The 19,704-nt window shown below is 72.6% G+C and carries 21 protein-coding genes; 16 read left to right on the plus strand and 5 right to left on the minus strand.

Annotated elements, in window-relative coordinates; translation table 11 throughout:
- Window positions 1–226: 226 nt before the first annotated feature.
- The 8 genes from ABZ135_RS30775 (at window position 227) to ABZ135_RS30810 (ending at window position 6,964) form a co-directional block, all read left to right on the plus strand.
- Entirely contained in the window at window positions 227–1,498 is a 1,272-nt protein-coding gene (locus tag ABZ135_RS30775; protein ID WP_356700273.1) for an alpha/beta fold hydrolase, read from the plus strand.
- Window positions 1,499–1,507: 9 nt separating this feature from the next.
- Window positions 1,508–2,140, plus strand: a complete 633-nt coding sequence (locus ABZ135_RS30780) for an MBL fold metallo-hydrolase (RefSeq protein ID WP_356700275.1) — start codon at window positions 1,508–1,510, stop codon at window positions 2,138–2,140.
- A 57-nt stretch (window positions 2,141–2,197) separates the two neighbouring features.
- Window positions 2,198–2,977, plus strand: coding sequence for an exodeoxyribonuclease III (locus ABZ135_RS30785; protein ID WP_356700277.1), 780 nt, complete (start codon window positions 2,198–2,200; stop codon window positions 2,975–2,977).
- 152 nt (window positions 2,978–3,129) lie between these two features.
- Complete coding sequence (locus ABZ135_RS30790) at window positions 3,130–3,567, plus strand: DUF6278 family protein (protein ID WP_356700279.1); 438 nt, start codon at window positions 3,130–3,132, stop codon at window positions 3,565–3,567.
- A gap of 191 nt (window positions 3,568–3,758) precedes the next feature.
- Window positions 3,759–4,511 carry an amino acid ABC transporter ATP-binding protein gene (locus tag ABZ135_RS30795; protein ID WP_356700281.1) on the plus strand — a complete coding sequence of 251 codons (753 nt, stop codon included), beginning with the start codon at window positions 3,759–3,761 and terminating at the stop codon, window positions 4,509–4,511.
- A gap of 13 nt (window positions 4,512–4,524) precedes the next feature.
- Window positions 4,525–5,442 (plus strand): glutamate ABC transporter substrate-binding protein, encoded by a 918-nt coding sequence (locus ABZ135_RS30800; protein ID WP_356700283.1) that lies wholly within the window; start codon window positions 4,525–4,527, stop codon window positions 5,440–5,442.
- Between the two features lie 20 nt (window positions 5,443–5,462).
- On the plus strand, window positions 5,463–6,107 hold the full coding sequence (locus tag ABZ135_RS30805) for an amino acid ABC transporter permease (protein WP_356700285.1): 645 nt from the start codon (window positions 5,463–5,465) through the stop codon (window positions 6,105–6,107).
- Window positions 6,104–6,964 (plus strand): amino acid ABC transporter permease, encoded by an 861-nt coding sequence (locus ABZ135_RS30810; RefSeq protein ID WP_356700287.1) that lies wholly within the window; start codon window positions 6,104–6,106, stop codon window positions 6,962–6,964. Before ABZ135_RS30805 ends, ABZ135_RS30810 begins: the two co-directional genes overlap by 4 nt.
- A gap of 50 nt (window positions 6,965–7,014) precedes the next feature.
- Here ABZ135_RS30810 and ABZ135_RS30815 read toward each other — a convergent pair whose 3' ends face one another.
- The 3 genes from ABZ135_RS30815 to ABZ135_RS30825 all read right to left on the minus strand — a co-directional run bounded on the left by ABZ135_RS30815 (window position 7,015) and on the right by ABZ135_RS30825 (window position 11,194).
- Window positions 7,015–8,586, minus strand: coding sequence for an alpha/beta fold hydrolase (locus tag ABZ135_RS30815; protein ID WP_356700289.1), 1,572 nt, complete (start codon window positions 8,584–8,586; stop codon window positions 7,015–7,017).
- 136 nt (window positions 8,587–8,722) lie between these two features.
- On the minus strand, window positions 8,723–9,889 hold the full coding sequence (locus ABZ135_RS30820; protein ID WP_356700319.1) for an Ig-like domain-containing protein: 1,167 nt from the start codon (window positions 9,887–9,889) through the stop codon (window positions 8,723–8,725).
- Window positions 9,890–9,970: 81 nt separating this feature from the next.
- On the minus strand, window positions 9,971–11,194 hold the full coding sequence (locus ABZ135_RS30825; RefSeq protein ID WP_356700291.1) for a hypothetical protein: 1,224 nt from the start codon (window positions 11,192–11,194) through the stop codon (window positions 9,971–9,973).
- Between the two features lie 158 nt (window positions 11,195–11,352).
- Between ABZ135_RS30825 and ABZ135_RS30830 the strand changes: the two genes are divergently transcribed.
- Window positions 11,353–12,606, plus strand: coding sequence for a cytochrome P450 (locus ABZ135_RS30830; protein ID WP_356700293.1), 1,254 nt, complete (start codon window positions 11,353–11,355; stop codon window positions 12,604–12,606).
- On the opposite strand, the gene ABZ135_RS30835 is transcribed toward ABZ135_RS30830, so the two are convergent.
- The gene (locus tag ABZ135_RS30835; protein ID WP_356700295.1) at window positions 12,560–13,291 is read right to left on the minus strand and encodes a hypothetical protein; all 732 of its coding nucleotides are present in this window, start codon (window positions 13,289–13,291) and stop codon (window positions 12,560–12,562) included. The two genes, ABZ135_RS30830 and ABZ135_RS30835, sit on opposite strands and share 47 nt — an antisense overlap.
- A gap of 105 nt (window positions 13,292–13,396) precedes the next feature.
- On the opposite strand from ABZ135_RS30835, the gene ggt reads away from it, so the two are divergent.
- Window positions 13,397–15,229, plus strand: a complete 1,833-nt coding sequence (ggt, locus tag ABZ135_RS30840; RefSeq protein WP_356700297.1) for a gamma-glutamyltransferase — start codon at window positions 13,397–13,399, stop codon at window positions 15,227–15,229.
- Window positions 15,230–15,242: 13 nt separating this feature from the next.
- Here the strand turns inward: ggt and map are convergent, their stop codons facing one another.
- Complete coding sequence (gene map / locus ABZ135_RS30845; RefSeq protein WP_356700299.1) at window positions 15,243–16,010, minus strand: type I methionyl aminopeptidase; 768 nt, start codon at window positions 16,008–16,010, stop codon at window positions 15,243–15,245.
- A 33-nt stretch (window positions 16,011–16,043) separates the two neighbouring features.
- Between map and ABZ135_RS30850 the strand changes: the two genes are divergently transcribed.
- From ABZ135_RS30850 to ABZ135_RS30875, 6 genes are all read left to right on the plus strand, one after another.
- Complete coding sequence (locus tag ABZ135_RS30850; RefSeq protein WP_356700301.1) at window positions 16,044–16,295, plus strand: helix-turn-helix transcriptional regulator; 252 nt, start codon at window positions 16,044–16,046, stop codon at window positions 16,293–16,295.
- A gap of 50 nt (window positions 16,296–16,345) precedes the next feature.
- Complete coding sequence (locus tag ABZ135_RS30855; protein ID WP_356700303.1) at window positions 16,346–16,486, plus strand: hypothetical protein; 141 nt, start codon at window positions 16,346–16,348, stop codon at window positions 16,484–16,486.
- 10 nt (window positions 16,487–16,496) lie between these two features.
- Complete coding sequence (locus ABZ135_RS30860) at window positions 16,497–16,898, plus strand: PPOX class F420-dependent oxidoreductase (RefSeq protein WP_356700305.1); 402 nt, start codon at window positions 16,497–16,499, stop codon at window positions 16,896–16,898.
- A gap of 69 nt (window positions 16,899–16,967) precedes the next feature.
- Entirely contained in the window at window positions 16,968–18,344 is a 1,377-nt protein-coding gene (locus tag ABZ135_RS30865) for a UL36 very large tegument protein (RefSeq protein ID WP_356700307.1), read from the plus strand.
- Between the two features lie 207 nt (window positions 18,345–18,551).
- Window positions 18,552–19,394 (plus strand): nitrilase-related carbon-nitrogen hydrolase, encoded by an 843-nt coding sequence (locus tag ABZ135_RS30870; protein WP_356700309.1) that lies wholly within the window; start codon window positions 18,552–18,554, stop codon window positions 19,392–19,394.
- A partial coding sequence (locus ABZ135_RS30875) for an aminotransferase class III-fold pyridoxal phosphate-dependent enzyme (RefSeq protein ID WP_356700311.1) occupies window positions 19,391–19,704 on the plus strand: 314 nt, incomplete at its 3' end. The genes ABZ135_RS30870 and ABZ135_RS30875, both read left to right, overlap by 4 nt.

Raw genomic sequence — 19,704 nt, forward strand, 5'->3', positions numbered from 1 at the left:
ATGAGCCGGACCGACGACAGAGCCGGCAGCGGGCCCCGCGCGGCAGCAGTGTGCGCCGGGGGCGCACGCCCCGTTCGCGTAGCGCATGACACGCGTGAGCCCGTGGGGACCCCCCCAGCGGGAGGCTCCGCCTCCGTCCCCTCCCGTGCCGGGCAGGGGAGGGGACGGAGCCGCCAGGTTCCACCCGGCGCTGTGAGGGATCGTGCGAGATGAGAGGGTCTTGCGGGTGAGCGATACATCGACGAACACCCTGCAATACCGCGTTGACGGGCGAGAAGACGCTCCGGTCCTGGTCCTGGGGCCGTCGCTGGGCACCACCTGGCACATGTGGGACCGCCAGATACCCGAGCTGTCCCGTAGCTGGCGGGTCGTCCGCTTCGACCTGCCGGGGCACGGCGGCGCGCCCGCCCAGCCCGCCGCCTCCGTGGCCGAGCTCGGCGACCGGCTGCTCGCCACCCTCGACGAGCTCGGGATCCAGCGCTTCGGCTACGCGGGCTGCGCCCTCGGCGGCGCGGTCGGTCTGGACCTCGCGCTGCGGGCCCCGCAGCGGGTCGCCTCCCTCGCGCTCGTCGCCACCTCGCCCCGCTTCGGGACCGCCGACGAGTTCCGCCAGCGGGGGGTGATCGTGCGCACCAACGGCCTCGAGCCGATGGCCCGCAGCGCGCCCGAGCAGTGGTTCACCCCGGCCTTCGCCGCAGCGCAGCCCGCCATCGTCGACTGGGCCGTGCAGATGGTCCGCACCACCGACCCCGGCTGCTACATCGCCGCCTGCGAGGCCCTCGCCGTCTTCGACGTGCGCGAGGCGCTCGGCCGCATCGGCGTGCCCGCCCTCGTCCTGGTCGGCGCCGACGACCGGGTCACCGGCCCGGCCGAGGCCCGTACCCTCGTGGCCGGCATCGCCGACGCCCGGCTCGCCGTCGTGCCCGGCGCCTCCCACCTCGCGCCCGTCGAGCAGCCCGCCGCCGTCACGGAGCTGCTCACCGGCCACTTCTCGGAGGTCGTGCACGACACCGGTGCGCTCAACGCGCCGCTCGCACCGCTCGCGCCGCCGGTCGCCGCGCCCGTCGTCCCGGCCGGCGACCTCGCCGCCGCCCCGCCCGCCGAGGTCCACGAGGAGCCGCGCCCCGACCCGTACGAGACGGGGCTCAGGCTCCGCCGGGAGCTCCTCGGCGAGGCCCGGGTCGACGCGGCGCTCGCCGACGACTTCGGCAGCGACCTCCAGAATCTCGTCACCCGCTTCGCCTGGGGCGAGGTGTGGAGCCGTGACGGCCTCGACCGGCGCACCCGCAGCGCCGTCGCCCTGGCCGCCCTGATCGCCGGCGGGCACCACGAGGCCCTCGCCGACCACACGCGCGCCGCGCTCCGCAGCGGTCTGACCCCGGACGAGCTGCGGGAGATCGTCCTCCAGACCGCCGTCTACTGCGGTCTGCCCGCGGCCGAGAGCGCGCTGCGGGTCGTCGGCCGCGTGGTCGAGGAGGAGACCACGCCCCAGGCGTAGGCTGCGGCCGTGAAGCTGACGAAGAACACCCACGCCTGCGTCCGCCTGGAGAAGGAAGGGCGGACGCTCGTCATCGACCCCGGGATGTTCACGGAGGAGGACGCCGCGCTCGGCGCGGACGTCCTCCTCGTCACCCACGAGCACCCCGACCACTTCGACGAGGGGCGGCTGCGGGCCGCCCTGGAGGCCGACCCGGCCGTCGAGGTGTGGACCCTGCGCAGCGTCGCCGAGCAGTTGACGGCGGCGTTCCCCGGCCGGGTCCACACGGTCGGCGACGGCGACACCTTCACCGCCGCCGGTTTCGACGTCCAGGTGCACGGCGAGCTGCACGCCGTGATCCACCCCGACATCCCCCGCATCACCAACATCGGTTTCCTCATCGACGGGTCCGTCTTCCACCCCGGGGACGCGCTGACCGTGCCGGACCGGCCGGTGGAGACCCTGTTCCTGCCGGTCATGGCCCCGTGGAACAAGATCTCCGAGGTGATCGAGTACGTACGGGAGGTCAAGCCGGTGCGTGCCTACGACATCCACGACGCCCTGCTCACCGATCTGGCCCGGCCGATCTACGACCGCCAGATCGGCGCCCTCGCCGGCACCGACCACCGGCGGCTCGCCCCCGGCGCCTCCACGGAGCTCTAGCACCGCTCCGACGTCGGCGGCCGCCCCTTGTCACACCCCCCGGTTAGGCTTGCGCTCATGCGCATCGCCACCTGGAACGTCAATTCGATCACCGCCCGGCTGCCGCGGCTCCTGGCCTGGCTGGAGAGCAGCGGCACGGATGTGCTGTGCATCCAGGAGACCAAGTGCACCGCCGAGCAGTTCCCCACCGAGGAGCTGCGCGAGCTGGGCTACGAGTCGGTGGTCAACGCGACCGGCCGGTGGAACGGGGTCGCCCTGGTCTCCCGGGTCGGCCTGGAGGACGTCGTCACCGGCCTGCCCGGCGGCCCCGACTACGAGGGCGTGGAGGAGCCGCGCGCGATCTCCGCGACCTGCGGCCCGGTCCGCGTCTGGTCGGTCTACGTGCCGAACGGCCGGGAGGTGGCCCATGACCATTACGCGTACAAGCTGCGCTGGCTGGAGGCGCTGAAGGCCGCCGTCGCCGACGACGCGGCCGGCGAGCGCCCCTTCGCCGTGCTCGGCGACTTCAACATCGCCCCCACCGACCAGGACGTCTGGGACATCAGCCTCTTCGAGGGCGCCACGCACGTGACCGAGCCGGAGCGGGCCGCGCTCGCCGGGCTGCGGGAGGCCGGTCTGAGCGACGTGGTCCCGCGGCCGCTGAAGTACGACCACCCCTTCACGTACTGGGACTACCGCCAACTGTGCTTCCCGAAGAACAAGGGCATGCGCATCGACCTGGTCTACGGCAACAAGCCGTTCGCCGACGCCGTCAAGGACGGCTACGTCGACCGTGAGGAGCGCAAGGGCAAGGGTGCGTCCGACCACGCCCCGGTCGTCGTCGACCTCGACGTCTGAGCCGGCCGGCGGCAGGGCCGGGCCGCCGCGGTGACCCGCCCGGCGGTGACCCGCCCCTGCTGCAGTCCGGCGACCCCGGCCCCGCCTCCTGCCGCCGGACGATCTCCGCGCGCCGGGTGGTGCGCGCGGGGGCGGAATGCGACGCTGTTCGGATGAACATCCCGTTCCTGGACAACTGGCTCAAGCGGCACGAGGCCGAGCGGTCCCCGCTGGTCCCGGTCTTCGACCGGGACCCGGCCGGGGCGGCCGAACTGCTCGCCGAGTGCGAGCTGCTGCGCGCCCGCGCCCAGGAGGCCGGAGTGACGCTCGACGACACCCCCCGCTCCCTCACCGCCCTCGACCAGCTCCCGCCCCGCTGGCGGGACGACCCCGAGGAGCTGCCCTGGGTCGGCAACGACGCGGGCCTCTACCTCGGCACGGTCCTCGTGCGCACCGTGCCCGGCGCCGGCTGGCGGCTGCGCCCGGACGGCCAGCCGGTGGTTCTGCTCGCCTCGGGGCGGGAGATCAACGTGGTGGAGGCGGGGCTCGACTGGGCCACGACCGGGACGCCCCAGCTCTCCCAGGTCTATGCCGAGGCCGCCGAGTTCTGACCCCCGGCCGGCCCCACCCCCACCGCCGTACCCTCCCGCACCCACCCCCGTACCCGCCCCTCCCCACGCCCCTTTTGCAGTAAATACGGCTTATCTCCCTTTCATGCGTGTCGGGCGTGAAGTCCCTTTTTCTGCTGGATAGTTTGCGCTGACCTCGACACCAGCGGAGAACACAGGGGGCAGGGCAGCACATGGCCGTCGTCGATCGCGATCCGTTGATCGAACTGCGGGGCGTCAACAAGCACTACGGCACGTTGCACGTCCTCCAGGACATCCACCTCACCGTCGGCCGCGGGGAGGTCGTCGTCGTCATCGGCCCGTCAGGGTCCGGCAAGTCGACGCTCTGCCGGGCCGTGAACCGGCTGGAGGCGGTCGAGTCCGGCGAGATCGTCATCGACGGCCGGCCCCTCCCGGAGGAGGGCAAGGCGCTCGCCCGGCTCCGCGCAGAGGTCGGGATGGTCTTCCAGTCCTTCAACCTCTTCGCGCACAAGACCGTCCTGGCCAACGTCTCCCTCGCCCAGATCAAGGTCCGCAAGCGGAGGAGGGAGGAGGCGGACCGGCGTTCCCGCGAGCTCCTCGAACGGGTCGGCCTCGCCGCGCACGCCGACAAGTTCCCCGCCCAGCTCTCCGGAGGCCAGCAGCAGCGCGTCGCCATCGCCCGCGCCCTCGCCATGGACCCCAAGGCGCTCCTCTTCGACGAGCCGACCTCGGCGCTCGACCCCGAGATGATCAACGAGGTGCTGGAGGTCATGCGGCAGCTCGCCGACGAGGGCATGACGATGGTCGTCGTCACCCACGAGATGGGCTTCGCCCGCTCGGCCGCCCACCGTGTCGTCTTCATGGCCGACGGCCGCATCGTCGAGGACCGCACCCCCGAGGACTTCTTCACTGCACCGCGCAGCGAGCGGGCCAAGGACTTCCTGTCCAAGATCCTCACGCACTGACGGGAGCGGAAGCATGCAGCGTACGCAACGAACCCTCGCCGTGCTCGCCCTCCTCCTCGCCGCCGCGCTCGCCGGCGCCGGCTGCGGCAAGGAGGGCAGCCCGCCCGTCAAGGGACCCGAGCCCGGCCGACTCCCCGTCTACCAGGTGCGGTCCGGCTTCACCCTGCCCGACTCGCCCACCTGGAACCGGGCGAAGAAGCGCGGGCACCTGGTCGTCGGCGCCAAGGAGGACCAGCCCTACATGGGCGAGAAGGACCCCGCCTCGGGCCGCTACTCCGGCTTCGACATCGAGATCGCCAAGATGATGGCGGCCTCCCTCGGCTTCGACCCGGCCGGCATCCGCTTCCGCACCATCGCCTCGGCCAACCGCGAGACCGCCCTGCAGAACGGCCAGATCGACTACTACGTCGGCACCTACACCATCAACGACAACCGCAAGAAGCTCGTCGGCTTCGCCGGCCCCTACTACATGGCCGGACAGTCCCTCCTCGTCCGCACCGACGAGAACGACATCCACGGCCCCCAGGACCTCGACGGCAAGCGCGTCTGCTCGGCCGCCGGCTCCACCCCGTTCCAGCGGATCCAGAAGGAGTACCCGAAGGCCGACCTCGTCGCGTACGACACCTACTCCGTCTGCGTCGACAACCTGCTCACCTACCAGGTCGACGCCGTCACCACCGACGACACCATCCTCATGGGCTACGCCGCCAAGGTCCCCGACGAGCTCAAGATCGCCGGAAAGCCGTTCTCCAAGGAGCCGTACGGCATCGGCGTCCCGCGCGAGGACACCGCGCTGCGCTTCGCCCTCGACGACGCCCTCGCCGCCCACGAGAAGAACGGCGACTGGAAGAGGGCCTACGACGTGACCCTCGGCCTCTCCGGGGTGCCCGCCCCGGCTCCGCCCGCCATCGACCGCTACCCGGCGAGCTGAGGAAGGAGCACCACCCACCCATGGACGTCCTGACGGACAACTTCTCCACCTACGGCGACGGCTTCCTCGGCACCGTCGAACTCACCGTCTACGCCTCGCTCCTGGCCCTCGCCCTCGGCTTCCTCATGGCCTCCTTCCGGGTCGCGCCGGTCGGCTCCCTCCGGGTGCTGGGCACCGTGTGGGTCACGGTGCTCCGCAACACCCCGCTCACCCTGCTCTTCTTCGCGGTGATGCTGGGCCTGCCCCGCTTCGGCATCGTGCTGCCCTTCCGGCTGTTCGCGGTCCTCGCGCTCGGCTGCTACACCTCCGCCTTCGTCTGCGAGGCACTGCGCTCGGGCATCAACACCGTCCCGCTCGGTCAGGGCGAGGCCGCCCGCAGCCTCGGCATGACCTTCGGCCAGACCCTCGGCACCGTCATCCTTCCGCAGGCATTCCGCTCGGTCATCCCGCCGATCGGCTCCACCCTCATCGCCCTCGCCAAGAACTCGGCCATCGCCGGGGCGTTCAGCGTCACCGAACTCCTCGGCACCTACAAGACGTTGAGCGAGCTCGGCTACAACATCATCTGGACCTTCGTCTGGATCGCCGTCGGCTACCTCATCATCACCCTCGCCATCAGCGCGCTCTTCCACTTCCTGGAGAACCGCTGGGGAGTCGCCCGATGACCACCGCCTCCACCGCGCTCTACGACATCCCGGGCCCGCGCACCCGCAGACGCCATCTCCTCTACGGCCTGATCTCGACAGCGGCCATCCTCGGCATCGCCGCCTGGATCCTCTTTCTCCTCTTCGACACCGGCCAGTTCACCGCCACGAAATGGTCGCCCTTCGCCTACGAGGGCATCCAGGAACTCCTGCTGCGCGGCCTCGGCAACACCCTCAAGGCGTTCGCGTACGCCTCGGTGCTCTCGCTCGCGCTCGGCGGGGTCCTCGCCACCGGACGGCTCTCCGAGCACCGGGTCTTCCGCTGGACCGCCACCCTGTTCGTGGAGTTCTTCCGGGCCATGCCCGTCCTCGTGATGATCTTCTTCATCTTCGTGGCGCTCAAGGTCCAGCCGCTGCCCGCCCTGGTCGCCGGGCTCACCCTGTACAACGGCTCGGTGCTCGCCGAGGTCTTCCGCACCGGAGTCCACGCCGTGGCGCGCGGCCAGCGCGAGGCGGCGTACGCGCTCGGCATGCGCAAGACGCAGGTGATGACCTACGTCCTGGTGCCGCAGGCGCTGCGGGCGATGCTGCCCGCCATCATCAGCCAGTTGGTGGTGGCGCTGAAGGACACCTCACTCGGATTCCTCATCACCTACGAGGAGTTCCTGCACGCGGGCAAGCTGATCGCGTCCAACCTGGACTACGACCTGCCCTTCATCCCGGTCGTGATGGTGATCTCGCCGATCTACATCGGGATGTGCATCCTGCTCTCCTGGTTCGCCACCTGGGTGGCGAAGCGGGAGCGGCGCAGCCCCAAGACGAGAGCCACGGACGTCGCTCCCGCCGAACCGGCCACGCTGCTGCCGGGCCGCGAGTAGCCCCGCACGGGACCCCGCACGGGCCCTGCCCGCCCGGCAGCAGCCGGTGATCACTCCTTCCGCAGCGGTACCGACACATAACTCGGGTCGGACGCGGGGGAGGAGAAGGTCAGCTGCGCGCCGGTCGGGTTGTGCTCGATGTACAGCGGGTCGACCGTGTCGACGACCAGGGCGAGCCGGTGCCCGGCCGGCACGTCGTACGCCGTGGAGAACAGCTCCAGGTCGACGGGGAACGGCTTGCCGGGGGTCTTGTCGTGGAAGGTGTACGGGGCGTTGCTGATCAGCTTGCCCGTGCCGAGGGGGCCCACGTCGTAGAGGTACGCGACGAAGGTGCCGCTCGACGCGGTGGGCGTGACCGTGGTGTGCAGCAGCGCCGTGCCGCGCACCCGCTGCGGGGAGTCGTAGCGCTCGGACTGCCAGACACCGGCGAAGGCGCGGGGGAGCAGCGGGATCGAGGCGACCGGCGGGGCCTGGAAGAACTGGTCCAGGAGGTTGGAGAGCATGACGACCCCGCCGTTCGCGCCGGAGTCGACGTTCGCCCACAGATGCTCGGAGTCGTCGAGCAGGAACTTCCGCCGGTCGGCGCCGACCGACTTCCAGTCGGGGTAGGTCTCGTAGCCGGCGTCGGAGCGCGGCTTGAGGCGGACCGGCTGCTCGCGGTCGACGCCGTTGGCTTCGCCCTTGAGGTGGTGGTCGAACCAGCGCTGGGTGCTGGTCCAGGTGTCGTTGGGCAGTCCGAGCAGGCCGGTGGCCTCGGCGGTGGCGTGGTCGCCGGGCCGGAACTCCAGGCGCTTGGGGCCGGTGAGCTTCTCGTAGAAGCTCGCGAACTGGTTGGGCGGGAAGATGGTGTCGCCCCAGGCGTTGCCGAGCATGACGGCCGGGCGGTTGGCGTTGAGGGCGTCGACGTAGGTCACCGCGGAGCGCTTGCGGCCCCAGGTGATCATCTCGTCCTCCTTCTCCAGGTTGGAGGAGAGGAAGTCGCCCAGGATCTGGCGGAGTTCGGGTCCGGGCCGCCCGGTGAGGTAGCCGGCGCCGCCGAGCAGGGCGGCGGCCTGGAGGTGCTGGGTCCGGCCGCTGTAGATGGAGTCGATGAGATCGGCCCAGCCGCTCAGCGCGGCGACCGCTCTGATCCGCTTGTCGTGCGCGGCGGCGAGCAGGCTGATCCCGGCCCCGTAGGAGACGCCGGCCATGCCGACCCGGGCCGGGTCGGCCGGGGTGTTGGCCAGGGCCCAGTCGATGACGAGGGAGGCGTCGGCGACGTCCTTGGGCCCCGCGGTCTCGATCTCGCCGCCGGACTGCCAGAAGCCGCGCGAGTTGTAACTCACCACGACGTAACCGGAGTCGGCGAGCTTCCGCGCCTGCGCCAGGTACTCGATCTGGGGCATGGACCAGCTCGTGGGCAGCACGATCACCGGGTAGCGGGCGGAGCCGTCGGCGCCGGCCGGGGCGACGACATTGGCCTTGAGGATCGTGCCGCCGTCCCCGGCGATGTCGACGAAGCGGATGGAGCCGGCGGTCTCGGCCTCGGTGTCCGTCGGGGCGGCGTGGGCGGCGGGGGCGAGCCCGAGCGCCGTGCCGGCGACGAGGGCGGCGGTGCAGGCGAGGGTCAGGGCGGTGCGCACGGGTCACTCCTCACTGGTTCACTGAAGGGGGGGGCAGTGAAAGTGACCCGACGGTAACCGCGACGGCTTACCCGTGGTAACCAGTCGGTATGTTACGCATGAGTAACGATTGGCGGAATCCCGTCCCGAGTGCGGCTCAGCGCAGCGCGCTCTTAGCCCTCCACTCGTCCCAGGACAGGTTCCACTCGCCGTATCCGTTGTTCAGCGCCTGCGTGCCCTTGGCGTCCGCGCCGGTGATCTCGAACGGGTCCCCGACCTGCACCGCCTCGTACACGGCCCTCGCGTTCGCGTCGCTCATGCCGATGCAGCCGGAGCTGCGGTTGGCGTTGCCGAAGTAGGCCGCGTTCCAGGGAGCCGCGTGCGCGTACATCCCCGACCAGGTCAGCCGCATCGAGTAGTCGACCATCTTGTCGTAGGCGTCACCGAGACCGACCGTCTCGGAGCGCATGTTGATCGTGCCCTCCTTGGACATCAGGACCGTCGTGCCCCGCCAGGACGCCTTCTCCCCGCCGGGCGTCCCCGCCGACATGGCCACGTCCTTCACCACCCGACCGTCCCGCAGCAGCTTCAGCCGGTGGCCGTCCAGGTCGACCTTGACGACCTGGTTCCGGCCGACCGTGAAGGTGGTGGTGTAGTCGCGGACGAACCAGCCGCCGTCCTCCCCGGAGTCCACACCGTTCAGCTCCGCGGCCAGGGTGACCTCGGTGCCCGGCTTCCAGTACTCCTTCGGCCGCCAGTCCACCCGGTCCTTGCCCGACCAGTCCCGCATCCAGCCCCAGGAGCCCTCGGTGCCGTTCGAGGTGGTGACCTTCAGCCGCCGCTCCACCGCCGCCTTGTCCTTCACCGGGTGGTCGAACACGATCGACAGCGGCTGGGCGATGCCGACCGTGGTGTTCTTGCCCGGCGCCAGGGTCAGCTTGTTCACCTTCCCGGGCGCGGCGGTCGCGAACTCCGCCTTCGCGCCGCCGCCCCCGGTGTCCCGCGCCTCCACGGCGTACGAGGTCCCCGGCGCCGCCGGCCGGCGCGAGGTCCAGGTCCTCCCGTCGGCCGACACCTCCCCGGCCAGGTTCCCGCCCTTGGAGTCCGTCACCGTCACCTGCTGGAGCCGCGGCCCCTCGGTGAGCGTGACCACCACCGGGGCGCCCGCCTTCGCCTGCCGCCCGGTCAGATTCACGGCGATCCGGGTGGGCGGCTCCTCCTGCGCGGAACCGCCACCCGACCCGCCCGGCCCGCCGGAACACGCCCCGAGCGTGAGCGTCAGGGCGGTGGTGGCGAGCAGAGCGGGCACGGGTATGCGGTTCAGGTTCACGCGAACGACCTCCGGTGGTGATCTCTTACTGGAGGTGAGAGCCCCGCCGGCCGGAGATGGTTCCGTACATGTGCCCTATTTCTGCGATGTCGGATGTGAGATGGGCGATACGGGCCGGGCCGGGCCGTCCTGGAGGGCGACGGCCTCCGCGAAGTCCCGCCGGGCCTCGCCGTAGCGCTTGACGGCGAGCAGGAACAGGGCGCGGTCGGTGAGGGCCCGGGCGAGGACGCCCTCGGAGTCCCCGAGACGGCGGGCGAGGGTCACGCCCTCGTCGAGGACCGGACGGAACGTCTCCTCGGCGCGGCGCCCCGAGGTCTCCCAGCGCAGCGCCTGACGGATCGCCAGGCGCCGGTGCAGGGCGACCAGCCCCGCCAGGTCGCCGGACGCGCGCAGAGCGGCGGCCTCCCGTTCGAGGGAGGGGATCGCGGCGAAGAAGGACTCCCTCGTGTCCGGCGACCAGCCGTGGACGGCATAGGCGCCGAACGGCGGCGCCGGCGCCTCCGGGGTGGCCGCCGGTTCCCCCGGCCTGCCCGACAGGACGAACAGGGTGACCCACCATGCCTGGAGGTTGCTCCAGCTCACCGGCTCGCCCGCGCCCGCGAGACGCGTGAGCACCGCCAGCGCCTCCTGCCGGGCCGCCATCGCCTCCGCCTCGCGCCCGGCCGCCGACAGCATCCGGGCCTGGTGGGCGAGCTGCCACACCAGGCAGGCCAGCGGGGTCCGGTCCTCCGCCGCCTTGCGCCGCTTGTCGGCCACGAGACGCGCGAACACCGCCAGCGCCTCCTCGTGCCGGCCGGCCGCGTCGAGCTCCGCCGCCCACTCGACCAGGCTCCAGCCGGACGCGGCCGCCCCCTCCGGCCCGAGGTGCCGGCCGTACAGTGCGGCCGCCTCCGCGTGCCGCCCCTCCTCCGCCAGCACCCTCGCGAGCCTCCCGTACGCCCCGGACCGCGCCAGCTCCTCGCACACCGCGCGCCCCTCCGCCCGCCGGCCGGCGGCGAACAGCGCCCGCTCGTACGACTCCAGCGCACGGCCCAGCAGTTCGGGCCGCCGGTCGTCCTCGATCCGCCGGGCCACGTCCACCGCCTCGGCGAAGAGCCGGACCCGCGGCTCCTGATCCCGCAGTTCGTACCCACGCCGCGTCAACGCGCCCACCAGCTTGGGCAGATACGCCCGCGGGCTCACCCGCGCGAGCACCCGGTACGCACCGACGTACTCCCACGTGCTCAGCCGCCCCGACCCCAGCAGCAGCACCCGCGCCCGCAGCACCGCGTCCTGATCGATCTTTCCCGTGTCCGCCACGTTCCCCCTGCTCTCCGCGCTCTCCGTGTGAGGCACGAAGGGAGATTCTGGGAGTCGGGGCACAGGCCGGACAAGGCTCTCGAACTGTGCGTTCCGTCCTACGAAAAACGGCCCTGACCTGTCATGATGGTGACGTCTTCACTCCGACGGGAGGGCCGATGGGGCACACGGACGGCGTCCCCGACGTCTTCGACCCGCGGATCTACGCCACCGGCATCCCGCACGACCGCTTCCGGATCCTGCGCGACCACCACCCCGTCGCGCGCCAGGAGGAGTACGAGGTCCTCGGCTGGCCCGCCGGGCCGGGCTTCTGGGCCGTGACACGGCACGCCGACGTCGTCCGGGTCCTCAAGGACACCGCCGGCTTCTCCTCGTACCTCGGCGCCACCCAGATCCGCGACCCCGACCCCGCCGACCTGCCCTTCATCCGCCGGATGATGCTCAACCAGGACCCTCCCCACCACGGGCGGCTGCGGCGGCTCGTCAGCCGCGCCTTCACCCCGGGGCGGATCGAGCGGTTCGCCGAGACCGTGCGCCGACGCGCCCGCGAACTCCTGGACGCGGCAAGGGAGTCGGGCGAGGAGGTGGACCTCGTGCGGGCCGTCACCGACGACTACGCCCTGCTCAACCTCACCGACCTGCTCGGCGTGCCCGCGAGCGACCGGGGGCTGCTGCTCGCCTGGACCGAGCGGGTCATCGCCTACCAGGACCCCGACGAGCCGCCCGTCCTGGACGCGGAGGGACGGCCGGTCAACCCCCGCTCACCCGCGATGCTGGCCGAGATGTTCGCCTACGCGCAGGAGCTCGCCGCCCACAAGCGCCGGCACCCCGCCGACGACATCATGACCACGCTCGCCACCGGCGAACTCCGGGACGCCGAACTGGAGATGTTCTTTTTCCTGCTGACCGTCGCGGGCAACGACACCGTGCGCAGCGCCGCACCCGGCGGACTGCTCGCCCTTGCACAAAACCCGGAGCAGCGAAGGGAGTTGTGGTCAGGGAAGGTCGGGATGGACACGGCGGTGGACGAACTCCTGCGGATCCACCCGCCGGTGCTCTCCTTCCGGCGCACCGCCGTCCGGGACACCGAACTGGCCGGGGTGCCGATCGCCGCGGGGGACAAGGTCGTCGTCTTCCACGCCTCCGCCAACCACGACGAGCGGGTCTTCACCGACCCCCACCGCCTCGACCTCGCCCGCACCCCCAATCCGCACGTCTCCTTCGGCGACGGCCCCCACGTCTGCCTCGGCGCCCACTTCGCCCGGCTTCAGCTCCGCATCCTGTACGAGGAGGTACGGGACGCCTGCGCCGGCCTGGAGCTCGCCGGGCCGCCCCGGCGCCTCGTCTCCCACTTCATCAACGGCATCAAGTCGCTGCCGGTGCGGGTGGAGCCGTACGCGCCTCGCGGGTGATGTCGGCGACCACCTCCACCACATCGGGACCGTACGCGTCGGAGTTGACGACCTTCAGCAGCAGCGCGAACGTGCCGTCGCGTCCATGGGTGCGGGCCAGTGCCTCGTGGTGGCGCGACAGATGACGGGCTGCCGCCTGATTGGCGACCGCGGCCTGACCGCAGAGCAGGAACAGCGGCCGCTCGCCCTCTCCGCCCGTCAGCCGGGCGAGGACGACGTACTCGGTGGTGCCCCACTGCGCGCGGTAGGACTGGCCGCCGACGGTGAACATGCCCCGGTCCTCGCGCGGATCCGGCTCCACGTTCATCGTCAGGCCCGGCAGCAGGTTCGCGAGGTGCGCCCCCATACGGTGATTCGAATAGGGCCCGCCGATGCAGAACTCCGTCGTCTCGCCCAGTCCCCGGCGGGCCGTGTCGTGCTGGACGATCCGCAGCCGTGCGCCACAGTCCTTGATCAGGGCCGAGAGTTCGAGCAGCGCCGACACGTCGGTGGCGTGCACGGCCCGATCGTTGCCCGCCTGCCGGTTCACCACCAGCACGCACTCGGAGCCGGTCGGAAGCCCGAAGAACGCCTGCTTCCTGCGGAGTCGGCGCCGCAGGACGGAGGTGCGGGCCAGCCAGCCGAGGGAACCGCTGATCCCGGTGGCGAGGACACCGAGGACGACGTTCCACAGGTCTTCATTCATGGGCGCGCATGTTATCGGCGATCGGGTGACCGTTCGACAGGCGGTCCTGACGGCGGGCGAGACGGGGCGTTACGCTGCGCGGACGGTCATCGACTGGAGGTAAGGATGCGTCGTTCCGTCGTACGCCGCCCCGCCGTACGTGCCGCGTCGATCGTGGCCCTCGCCGCCACGGTGCTCTCGGTCGGGGCCGCCGCCCCGCCGACGACCGCCCCGTCGGCGGCGCCCCCTCGGGAGGCACCGGCCAAGGTGCCCGTCGCCACCGGCTGGGGCGGCGCGGTCGCCAGCGTCGACGCCGACGCCTCCGCCGCCGGCATCGAGGTGCTGCGCCAGGGCGGCAACGCGGTCGACGCCGCCGTCGCCGTGGCCGCCGCCCTCGGCGTCACGGAGCCCTACTCGGCCGGCATCGGCGGAGGCGGCTACTTCGTCCGCTACGACGCGAAGACCCGCACGGTCCACACCATCGACGGCCGCGAGACCGCGCCCGCCTCGGCGGACGCGAACCTCTTCGTCGAGAACGGCAAGCCCATCCCCTTCGAGGAGGGCATGACCAGCGGCCGCGGCGTCGGCACCCCCGGCACCCCCGCCACCTGGAAGACCGCCCTCGACGCCTGGGGCAGCAAACCCCTCCGCACGCTGCTGCGGCCCGCCGAGCGGCTCGCCCGCGACGGCTTCACCGTGGACGCCACCTTCCGCGCGCAGACCGCCGCCAACGAGGCCCGCTTCCGCGACTTCCCCGCCAGCTCCGCGCTCTTCCTGCCCGGCGGACAGTTGCCGGTCGTCGGCTCGACCTTCAAGAACCCCGATCTCGCCCGTACGTACGAGAAGATGGGCCGGCACGGGGTCGGCGTGCTCTACGAAGGGCCGATCGCGCGCGACATCGTCGACACCGTCCGGCATCCTCCGGTCCGCGCGGGAGCCACCCGGGTGGTCCGCTCCGGCGACCTGACCGAGGACGACCTCGCCGCCTACCGGACCATCGAGCGCCGCCCCACGAAGGTCTCCTACCGCGGCCTCGACGTCTACTCGATGGCCCCGTCCTCCTCCGGCGGCACCACCGTCGGCGAGGCCCTCAACATCCTGGAGGGCACCGACCTCTCCCGCGCCTCCCAGGCCCGCTATCTGCACCGCTTCATCGAGGCCAGCCGGATCGCCTTCGCCGACCGCGGCCGCTGGGTGGGCGACCCGGCCTTCGAGGACGTGCCCGTGCGCGGACTGCTCTCCCAGCGCTACGCCGACTCCCGGGCCTGCCTGATCCGCGACGACGCCGCCCTGACCAGCCCGCTCGCCCCCGGCGACCCGCGCCGGCCGGTGCCCTGCGCGAGCGGCGGAACGGCGGCCCCGACGACGTACGAGGGCGAGAACACCACCCACCTCACCGTCGCCGACAAGTGGGGCGACGTCGTCTCCTACACCCTCACCATCGAGTCCACCGGCGGCAGCGGCATCACCGTGCCCGGCCGCGGCTTCCTGCTCAACAACGAGCTGACCGACTTCTCCTTCGCCCCGGCGAACCCGGCCGTGCACGACCCCAACCTGCCCGGACCCGGCAAGCGCCCGCGCTCCTCGATGTCCCCGACGATCGTGCTCGACAAGACCGGCCGGCCGGTGCTCGCGCTCGGCTCCCCGGGCGGCGCCACCATCATCACCACCGTGCTCCAGACCCTCACCGGAGTCGTGGACCGCGGCCTGCCGCTCGTCGACGCCATCGCCGCGCCCCGGGCGAGCCAGCGCAACCAGACCACCACCGAGCTCGAACCGGCCCTCTGGAACAGCCCGCTCCGGACCGAGCTCGAAGCGCTCGGCCACGGCTTCCGGCAGAATCCGGAGATCGGCGCGGCCACCGGCGTCCAGCGCCTGCCGGACGGGCGCTGGCTGGCCGCCGCCGAAACGGCGCGCAGGGGCGGCGGCTCGGCGATGGTGGTGAAGCCGGCGCCCTGACCGGCTGCCGGAACTAGAGGGCCGTCAGGACGCGCGGGCCGTCGTCCGTGATCGCGACAGTGTGCTCGGTGTGGGCCGCGCGCGAGCCGTCGAGCGTACGGATGGTCCAGCCGTCCCCGGCCGTGTAGTGGTGGTCGCCGCCGCCGGCGATCAGCATCGGCTCGATCGCGATCACCATCCCGTGCCGCAGCGGCATGCCCCGGCCCGGACGTCCCTCGTTGGGGATGTCCGGGCCCTCGTGCATCGTGCGGCCCACGCCGTGGCCGCCGAAGCCGTCCGGGATGCCGTAGCCGGCCCGCCGGCAGACCCGGCCGATCGCGTGCGCGATGTCGCCGACCCGGTTGCCGACCCGCGCCGCCGCGATGCCGGCCTCCAGGGCCTCGTACGCCGTGTCGATCAGCCGGGCGTCCTCGGGGCGGGCCCGGCCGACCGTGAAGCTCACGGCCGCGTCGCCGACCCAGCCGTCGAGCACCGCCCCGCAGTCCGCGCTCAGCAGATCCCCGTCCGCGAGCCGCGTCCCGTCCGGGACGCCGTGCACGATCGCGTCGTTGACGGAGAGACAGACCACCGCCGGGAAGGGCACCGGCGCCCAATCGGGGCGATAGCCCAGGAACGGCGACCCGGCCCCCGCCGCCGCGAGCACCTCGCGCGCCGCCCGATCGAGCTCGTCCAGCGTCACCCCGGGCGCCGCCTTCTCCTTCACGGCCGCCAGGGCCTGTGCCACCACCCTGCCGGCCTCGCGCATGAGCAGCAGGTTCGCATCCGTCTTGATCTCCACCATGCCAATTACTATACCGGTATTAGAATGGGTGCCATGGTGCGCACACCCCTGACCCCCGAAGAGCGCGAGCGCGGCGAGCGGCTCGGCCGCCTCCTGCGCGAGGCGCGCGGCGACCGCTCGATGACCGAGATCGCCGCGGCGGCCGGCCTCTCCGCCGAGACCCTCCGCAAGATCGAGACCGGCCGCGCCCCGACCCCCGCCTTCTTCACCGTCGCCGCGCTCGCCGGCGTCCTGGAGCTGTCGATGGACGAACTGGTGACGAGCTGCGCGCTGGTCCCCGTCTAGGGGGCGGGGGCTTTGCCCGCCCGGCGCGTCCGGGGACAGGTCGAGCGGCGGTGCCACCATCAGCCGGTCGCCGCTCCCTGCGCGGCCCCCTCGACACCGCCTGCGCCTGGGCCCGCGCCGACGGGGCGCGGATCGCCGCGGCGCGGGACGACTGCGACACCGGCGTCCGGGGCCCGGACGCGGCTGCGTAGGCTCCCACGCATGAAGCCCGACACGATGCCCGAAGAGCTGCGGCGCGGCCGCTACGTCAGCCTCACCACCTTCCGGAAGGACGGCACCGGCGTCGCCACCCCCGTCTGGTACGCGGTCGAGGGCGACGAGCTGTACGCCTGGACCCGCACCGACTCCTGGAAGGTGAAGCGGCTGCGCCGCGACGCCCGGGTCGTGGCCGCCGTCTGCGACGTGCGCGGGAACGTGCCCGAGGGTGCCGTACGGGTGGAGGGCACGGCCCGGCTCGTCACGGGGGAGGAGCTGCGCCGGGTGCGGAGGCTCCTCTCCCGCAAGTACACCTGGCAGTTCTGGGCGGTCGACTGGCCCGCCACCCTCGCCCGCCTCGGGAAGCGCCCCCACACGGGCATCGTCGTGAGCTTCCCGGGCGCCTGACCGAAAACTCTGCGTAGCCGTCCCGTAACACGGCTGAGGTCCAATGGTGGTGGACCGAAAGGCAGTGGTATGGCGGTGCGTCAACTCCCGGCGGAAGTCGCGGCGTTCACAGGATGGCTGAGCGAGCTGGCCGGCCGGCTCACCCCGGGCGAGGGCTGGTACGGCGTCTTCTCGGTCCGCGACCCCGACGGGCTGCGCGCCTGCTTCGCCGGTACGGACGTCCTGCCGTGGGACGTCGTCGAGTCCCTGCTCCAGGACCTCGCCGAACCGCTCGACGGCCCCCGCGCCCTGCGTGGCCGGGCCCTCCACGAGGCCGCCGCCACCGCCCACGACCGCGCCGCCCCCGGCGGAGCGGCGGCGCTCGCCGAACGGCGGGACCTGATGCGTCGCGAGGCCCGTCACGCCGAGGCCCGCATCCACGAACGGACCGCCCGCCCCGCCCCCGACGACACCACCCTCGCCTGGGCCCACGACGACCTCCGCCGCGCCCACGCCCGCATCGCCGAACTCACCGCCCGGCTCCGGCGCCTGGAGCGGGAGACGGTCGCAGAGGCCCTGCCCGCCGGGCCTCAGCGGCGGCACCCGGACGCGGCGACGGCGGGGGTGGGCGGGGGCTCCGTGCCGACGGGGCGGGCGGGGGCGTCCACGCCGACCCCGTCCGCCGGAACCGCGACCTCAGCCGCACCCGCGGCACCGGCCCCCGCCCCCGCCCCGCCCGCGGCCTCGGTCCGGCGTCGGCCCCGTGGGGCCCGTTACGCGGGGCTGGAGGAGGTGGATCCGTCGACCGCGGTCGCGGTGCCCGTACCCGAGCTGCCCACCGCTCCGGCCGGCGCGCCGCGTGGGGCCCGGTTCGGTGGGGTGCCCGGTCCGGCCCTCCGGCCCGCTCCCGCCGCCGACGACGGGGGAGAGGCCGCCCGTGCCGCGGGCAACGCCGTCTACGCGCTGCGGCGGCTGAGGGCCCAGGGCCGCAGCGGCGAGGCGCACGCGCTGCTGTGCGAGGCGCTCGCCGGGCCGCCCGCGTGGCTGCCGGTGCTCGCCGCCGAGCTCCACGGCGCCGGACTCGCCGCCGACTGGGCCACCCTGTTGTGGGAGGCCGCCACGCTGCCGCCCGCGCGGCTGGCCGCCGTCGCCGGGGCGCTCGCGGACGCGGGCCGCCCGCAGGACTGCGACCAGTTGCTCCGGCAGGGCGTGGCCCGACCGGTGGAGGAGCTGGCGGGGGCCTGCGCCGCCCTGTACGCCGAGGCCCGCCACGCGGAGGCCCACGCGCTGCTCACCGCCTTCGTCCGCAGCCGGACACCCGAGGACGCGGCCCGGCTCGCCGCCGCCGGCCCGGCCGGTGGCAAGGCCGCCGCCCTCACCGCCGGACTGCTGGCCGCCGCCCGTTCCGTCTCCCCGTCGCGCGAACGGGACGTGCTGCACGCGCTGCGCGTCGCCCGACTCGCGTGACGCGCGCGGCGACGGCGGCGTCGATCGTCATCACTCGGGACGTGTCGGTACGTGTCCGACGTGGACCACTCGGGTATGAAACATGATCGACTCCGCCGCTTCACGGCAGTGGTCTTGCTCCGGGCTGTGACGGGGCTTACGTTCTCCTCCTACGCATCGCGTCTACGTGCGTAGAGGCTCTCTGACGCCGTGCCGAAGGAGCAGCTCATGACCGACGTCGTACGCGCCGCGCTCGTCCAGGCGACCTGGACCGGCGACACCGAATCCATGATCGCCAAGCATGAGGAGCACGCCCGCGAGGCCGCCCGGCAGGGGGCGAAGGTCATCGGGTTCCAGGAGGTGTTCAACGCCCCGTACTTCTGCCAGGTGCAGGAGCCCGAGCACTACCGCTGGGCGGAACCGGTGCCCGACGGGCCCACCGTGCGACGGATGCGGGACCTCGCCCGGGAGACCGGGATGGTGATCGTCGTGCCCGTCTTCGAGGTGGAGGGCGCCGGCTTCTACTACAACACCGCCGCCGTCATCGACGCCGACGGCACCTACCTCGGCAAATACCGCAAGCACCACATCCCGCAGGTCAAGGGCTTCTGGGAGAAGTACTACTTCCGTCCCGGCAACGCCGGCTGGCCCGTCTTCGACACCGCCGTCGGCAAGGTCGGCGTCTACATCTGCTACGACCGCCACTTCCCCGAGGGCTGGCGGCAACTCGGCCTCAACGGCGCCCAGTTGGTCTACAACCCCTCGGCCACCCACCGCGGCCTCTCCTCCTACCTCTGGCAGCTCGAACAGCCCGCCGCCGCCGTCGCCAACGAGTACTTCGTCGCCGCCATCAACCGCGTCGGCGTCGAGGAGTACGGCGACAACGACTTCTACGGCACCAGCTACTTCGTCGACCCGCGCGGCCGGTTCGTCGGAGACGTCGCCTCCGACAAGGAGGAGGAACTCGTCGTCCGCGACCTCGACTTCGGCCTCATCGACGAGGTCCGGCAGCAGTGGGCCTTCTACCGCGACCGCCGCCCCGACGCCTACGACGGGCTGGTGCAGCCGTGAGCAGCCTCTACGCACGCCACCGCGCCGTCGCCCCCGACTGGCTCGCCCTGTACTACAAGGACCCCATCGAGCTCACCCACGGCGAGGGCCGGCACGTCTGGGACGCCGACGGCAACCGCTACCTCGACTTCTTCGGCGGCATCCTCACCACCATGACCGCCCACGCCCTGCCCGAGGTCACCAAGGCGATCGCCGAACAGGCCGGGCGGATCATCCACTCCTCCACCCTCTACCTCAACCGCCCCATGGTGGAGCTCGCCGAGCGCATCGCCGCCCTCTCCGGCATCCCCGACGCCCGCGTCTTCTTCAC

The sequence above is a fragment of the Streptomyces sp. NPDC006339 genome, assembly GCF_040612775.1.
In the GTDB taxonomy this organism is placed as follows: domain Bacteria; phylum Actinomycetota; class Actinomycetes; order Streptomycetales; family Streptomycetaceae; genus Streptomyces.

Coding starts and splice junctions, on each gene's coding strand:
- ABZ135_RS30785 (WP_356700277.1), top strand. CDS start 2,198: ATGCGCATCGCCACCTGGAACGTCAATTCGATCACCGCCCGGCTGCCG.
- ABZ135_RS30790 (WP_356700279.1), top strand. CDS start 3,130: ATGAACATCCCGTTCCTGGACAACTGGCTCAAGCGGCACGAGGCCGAG.
- ABZ135_RS30795 (WP_356700281.1), top strand. CDS start 3,759: ATGGCCGTCGTCGATCGCGATCCGTTGATCGAACTGCGGGGCGTCAAC.
- ABZ135_RS30800 (WP_356700283.1), top strand. CDS start 4,525: ATGCAGCGTACGCAACGAACCCTCGCCGTGCTCGCCCTCCTCCTCGCC.
- ABZ135_RS30805 (WP_356700285.1), top strand. CDS start 5,463: ATGGACGTCCTGACGGACAACTTCTCCACCTACGGCGACGGCTTCCTC.
- ABZ135_RS30810 (WP_356700287.1), top strand. CDS start 6,104: ATGACCACCGCCTCCACCGCGCTCTACGACATCCCGGGCCCGCGCACC.
- ABZ135_RS30830 (WP_356700293.1), top strand. CDS start 11,353: ATGGGGCACACGGACGGCGTCCCCGACGTCTTCGACCCGCGGATCTAC.
- ABZ135_RS30835 (WP_356700295.1), bottom strand. CDS start 13,291: ATGAATGAAGACCTGTGGAACGTCGTCCTCGGTGTCCTCGCCACCGGG.
- ggt (WP_356700297.1), top strand. CDS start 13,397: ATGCGTCGTTCCGTCGTACGCCGCCCCGCCGTACGTGCCGCGTCGATC.
- map (WP_356700299.1), bottom strand. CDS start 16,010: ATGGTGGAGATCAAGACGGATGCGAACCTGCTGCTCATGCGCGAGGCC.
- ABZ135_RS30850 (WP_356700301.1), top strand. CDS start 16,044: ATGGTGCGCACACCCCTGACCCCCGAAGAGCGCGAGCGCGGCGAGCGG.
- ABZ135_RS30860 (WP_356700305.1), top strand. CDS start 16,497: ATGAAGCCCGACACGATGCCCGAAGAGCTGCGGCGCGGCCGCTACGTC.
- ABZ135_RS30865 (WP_356700307.1), top strand. CDS start 16,968: ATGGCGGTGCGTCAACTCCCGGCGGAAGTCGCGGCGTTCACAGGATGG.
- ABZ135_RS30870 (WP_356700309.1), top strand. CDS start 18,552: ATGACCGACGTCGTACGCGCCGCGCTCGTCCAGGCGACCTGGACCGGC.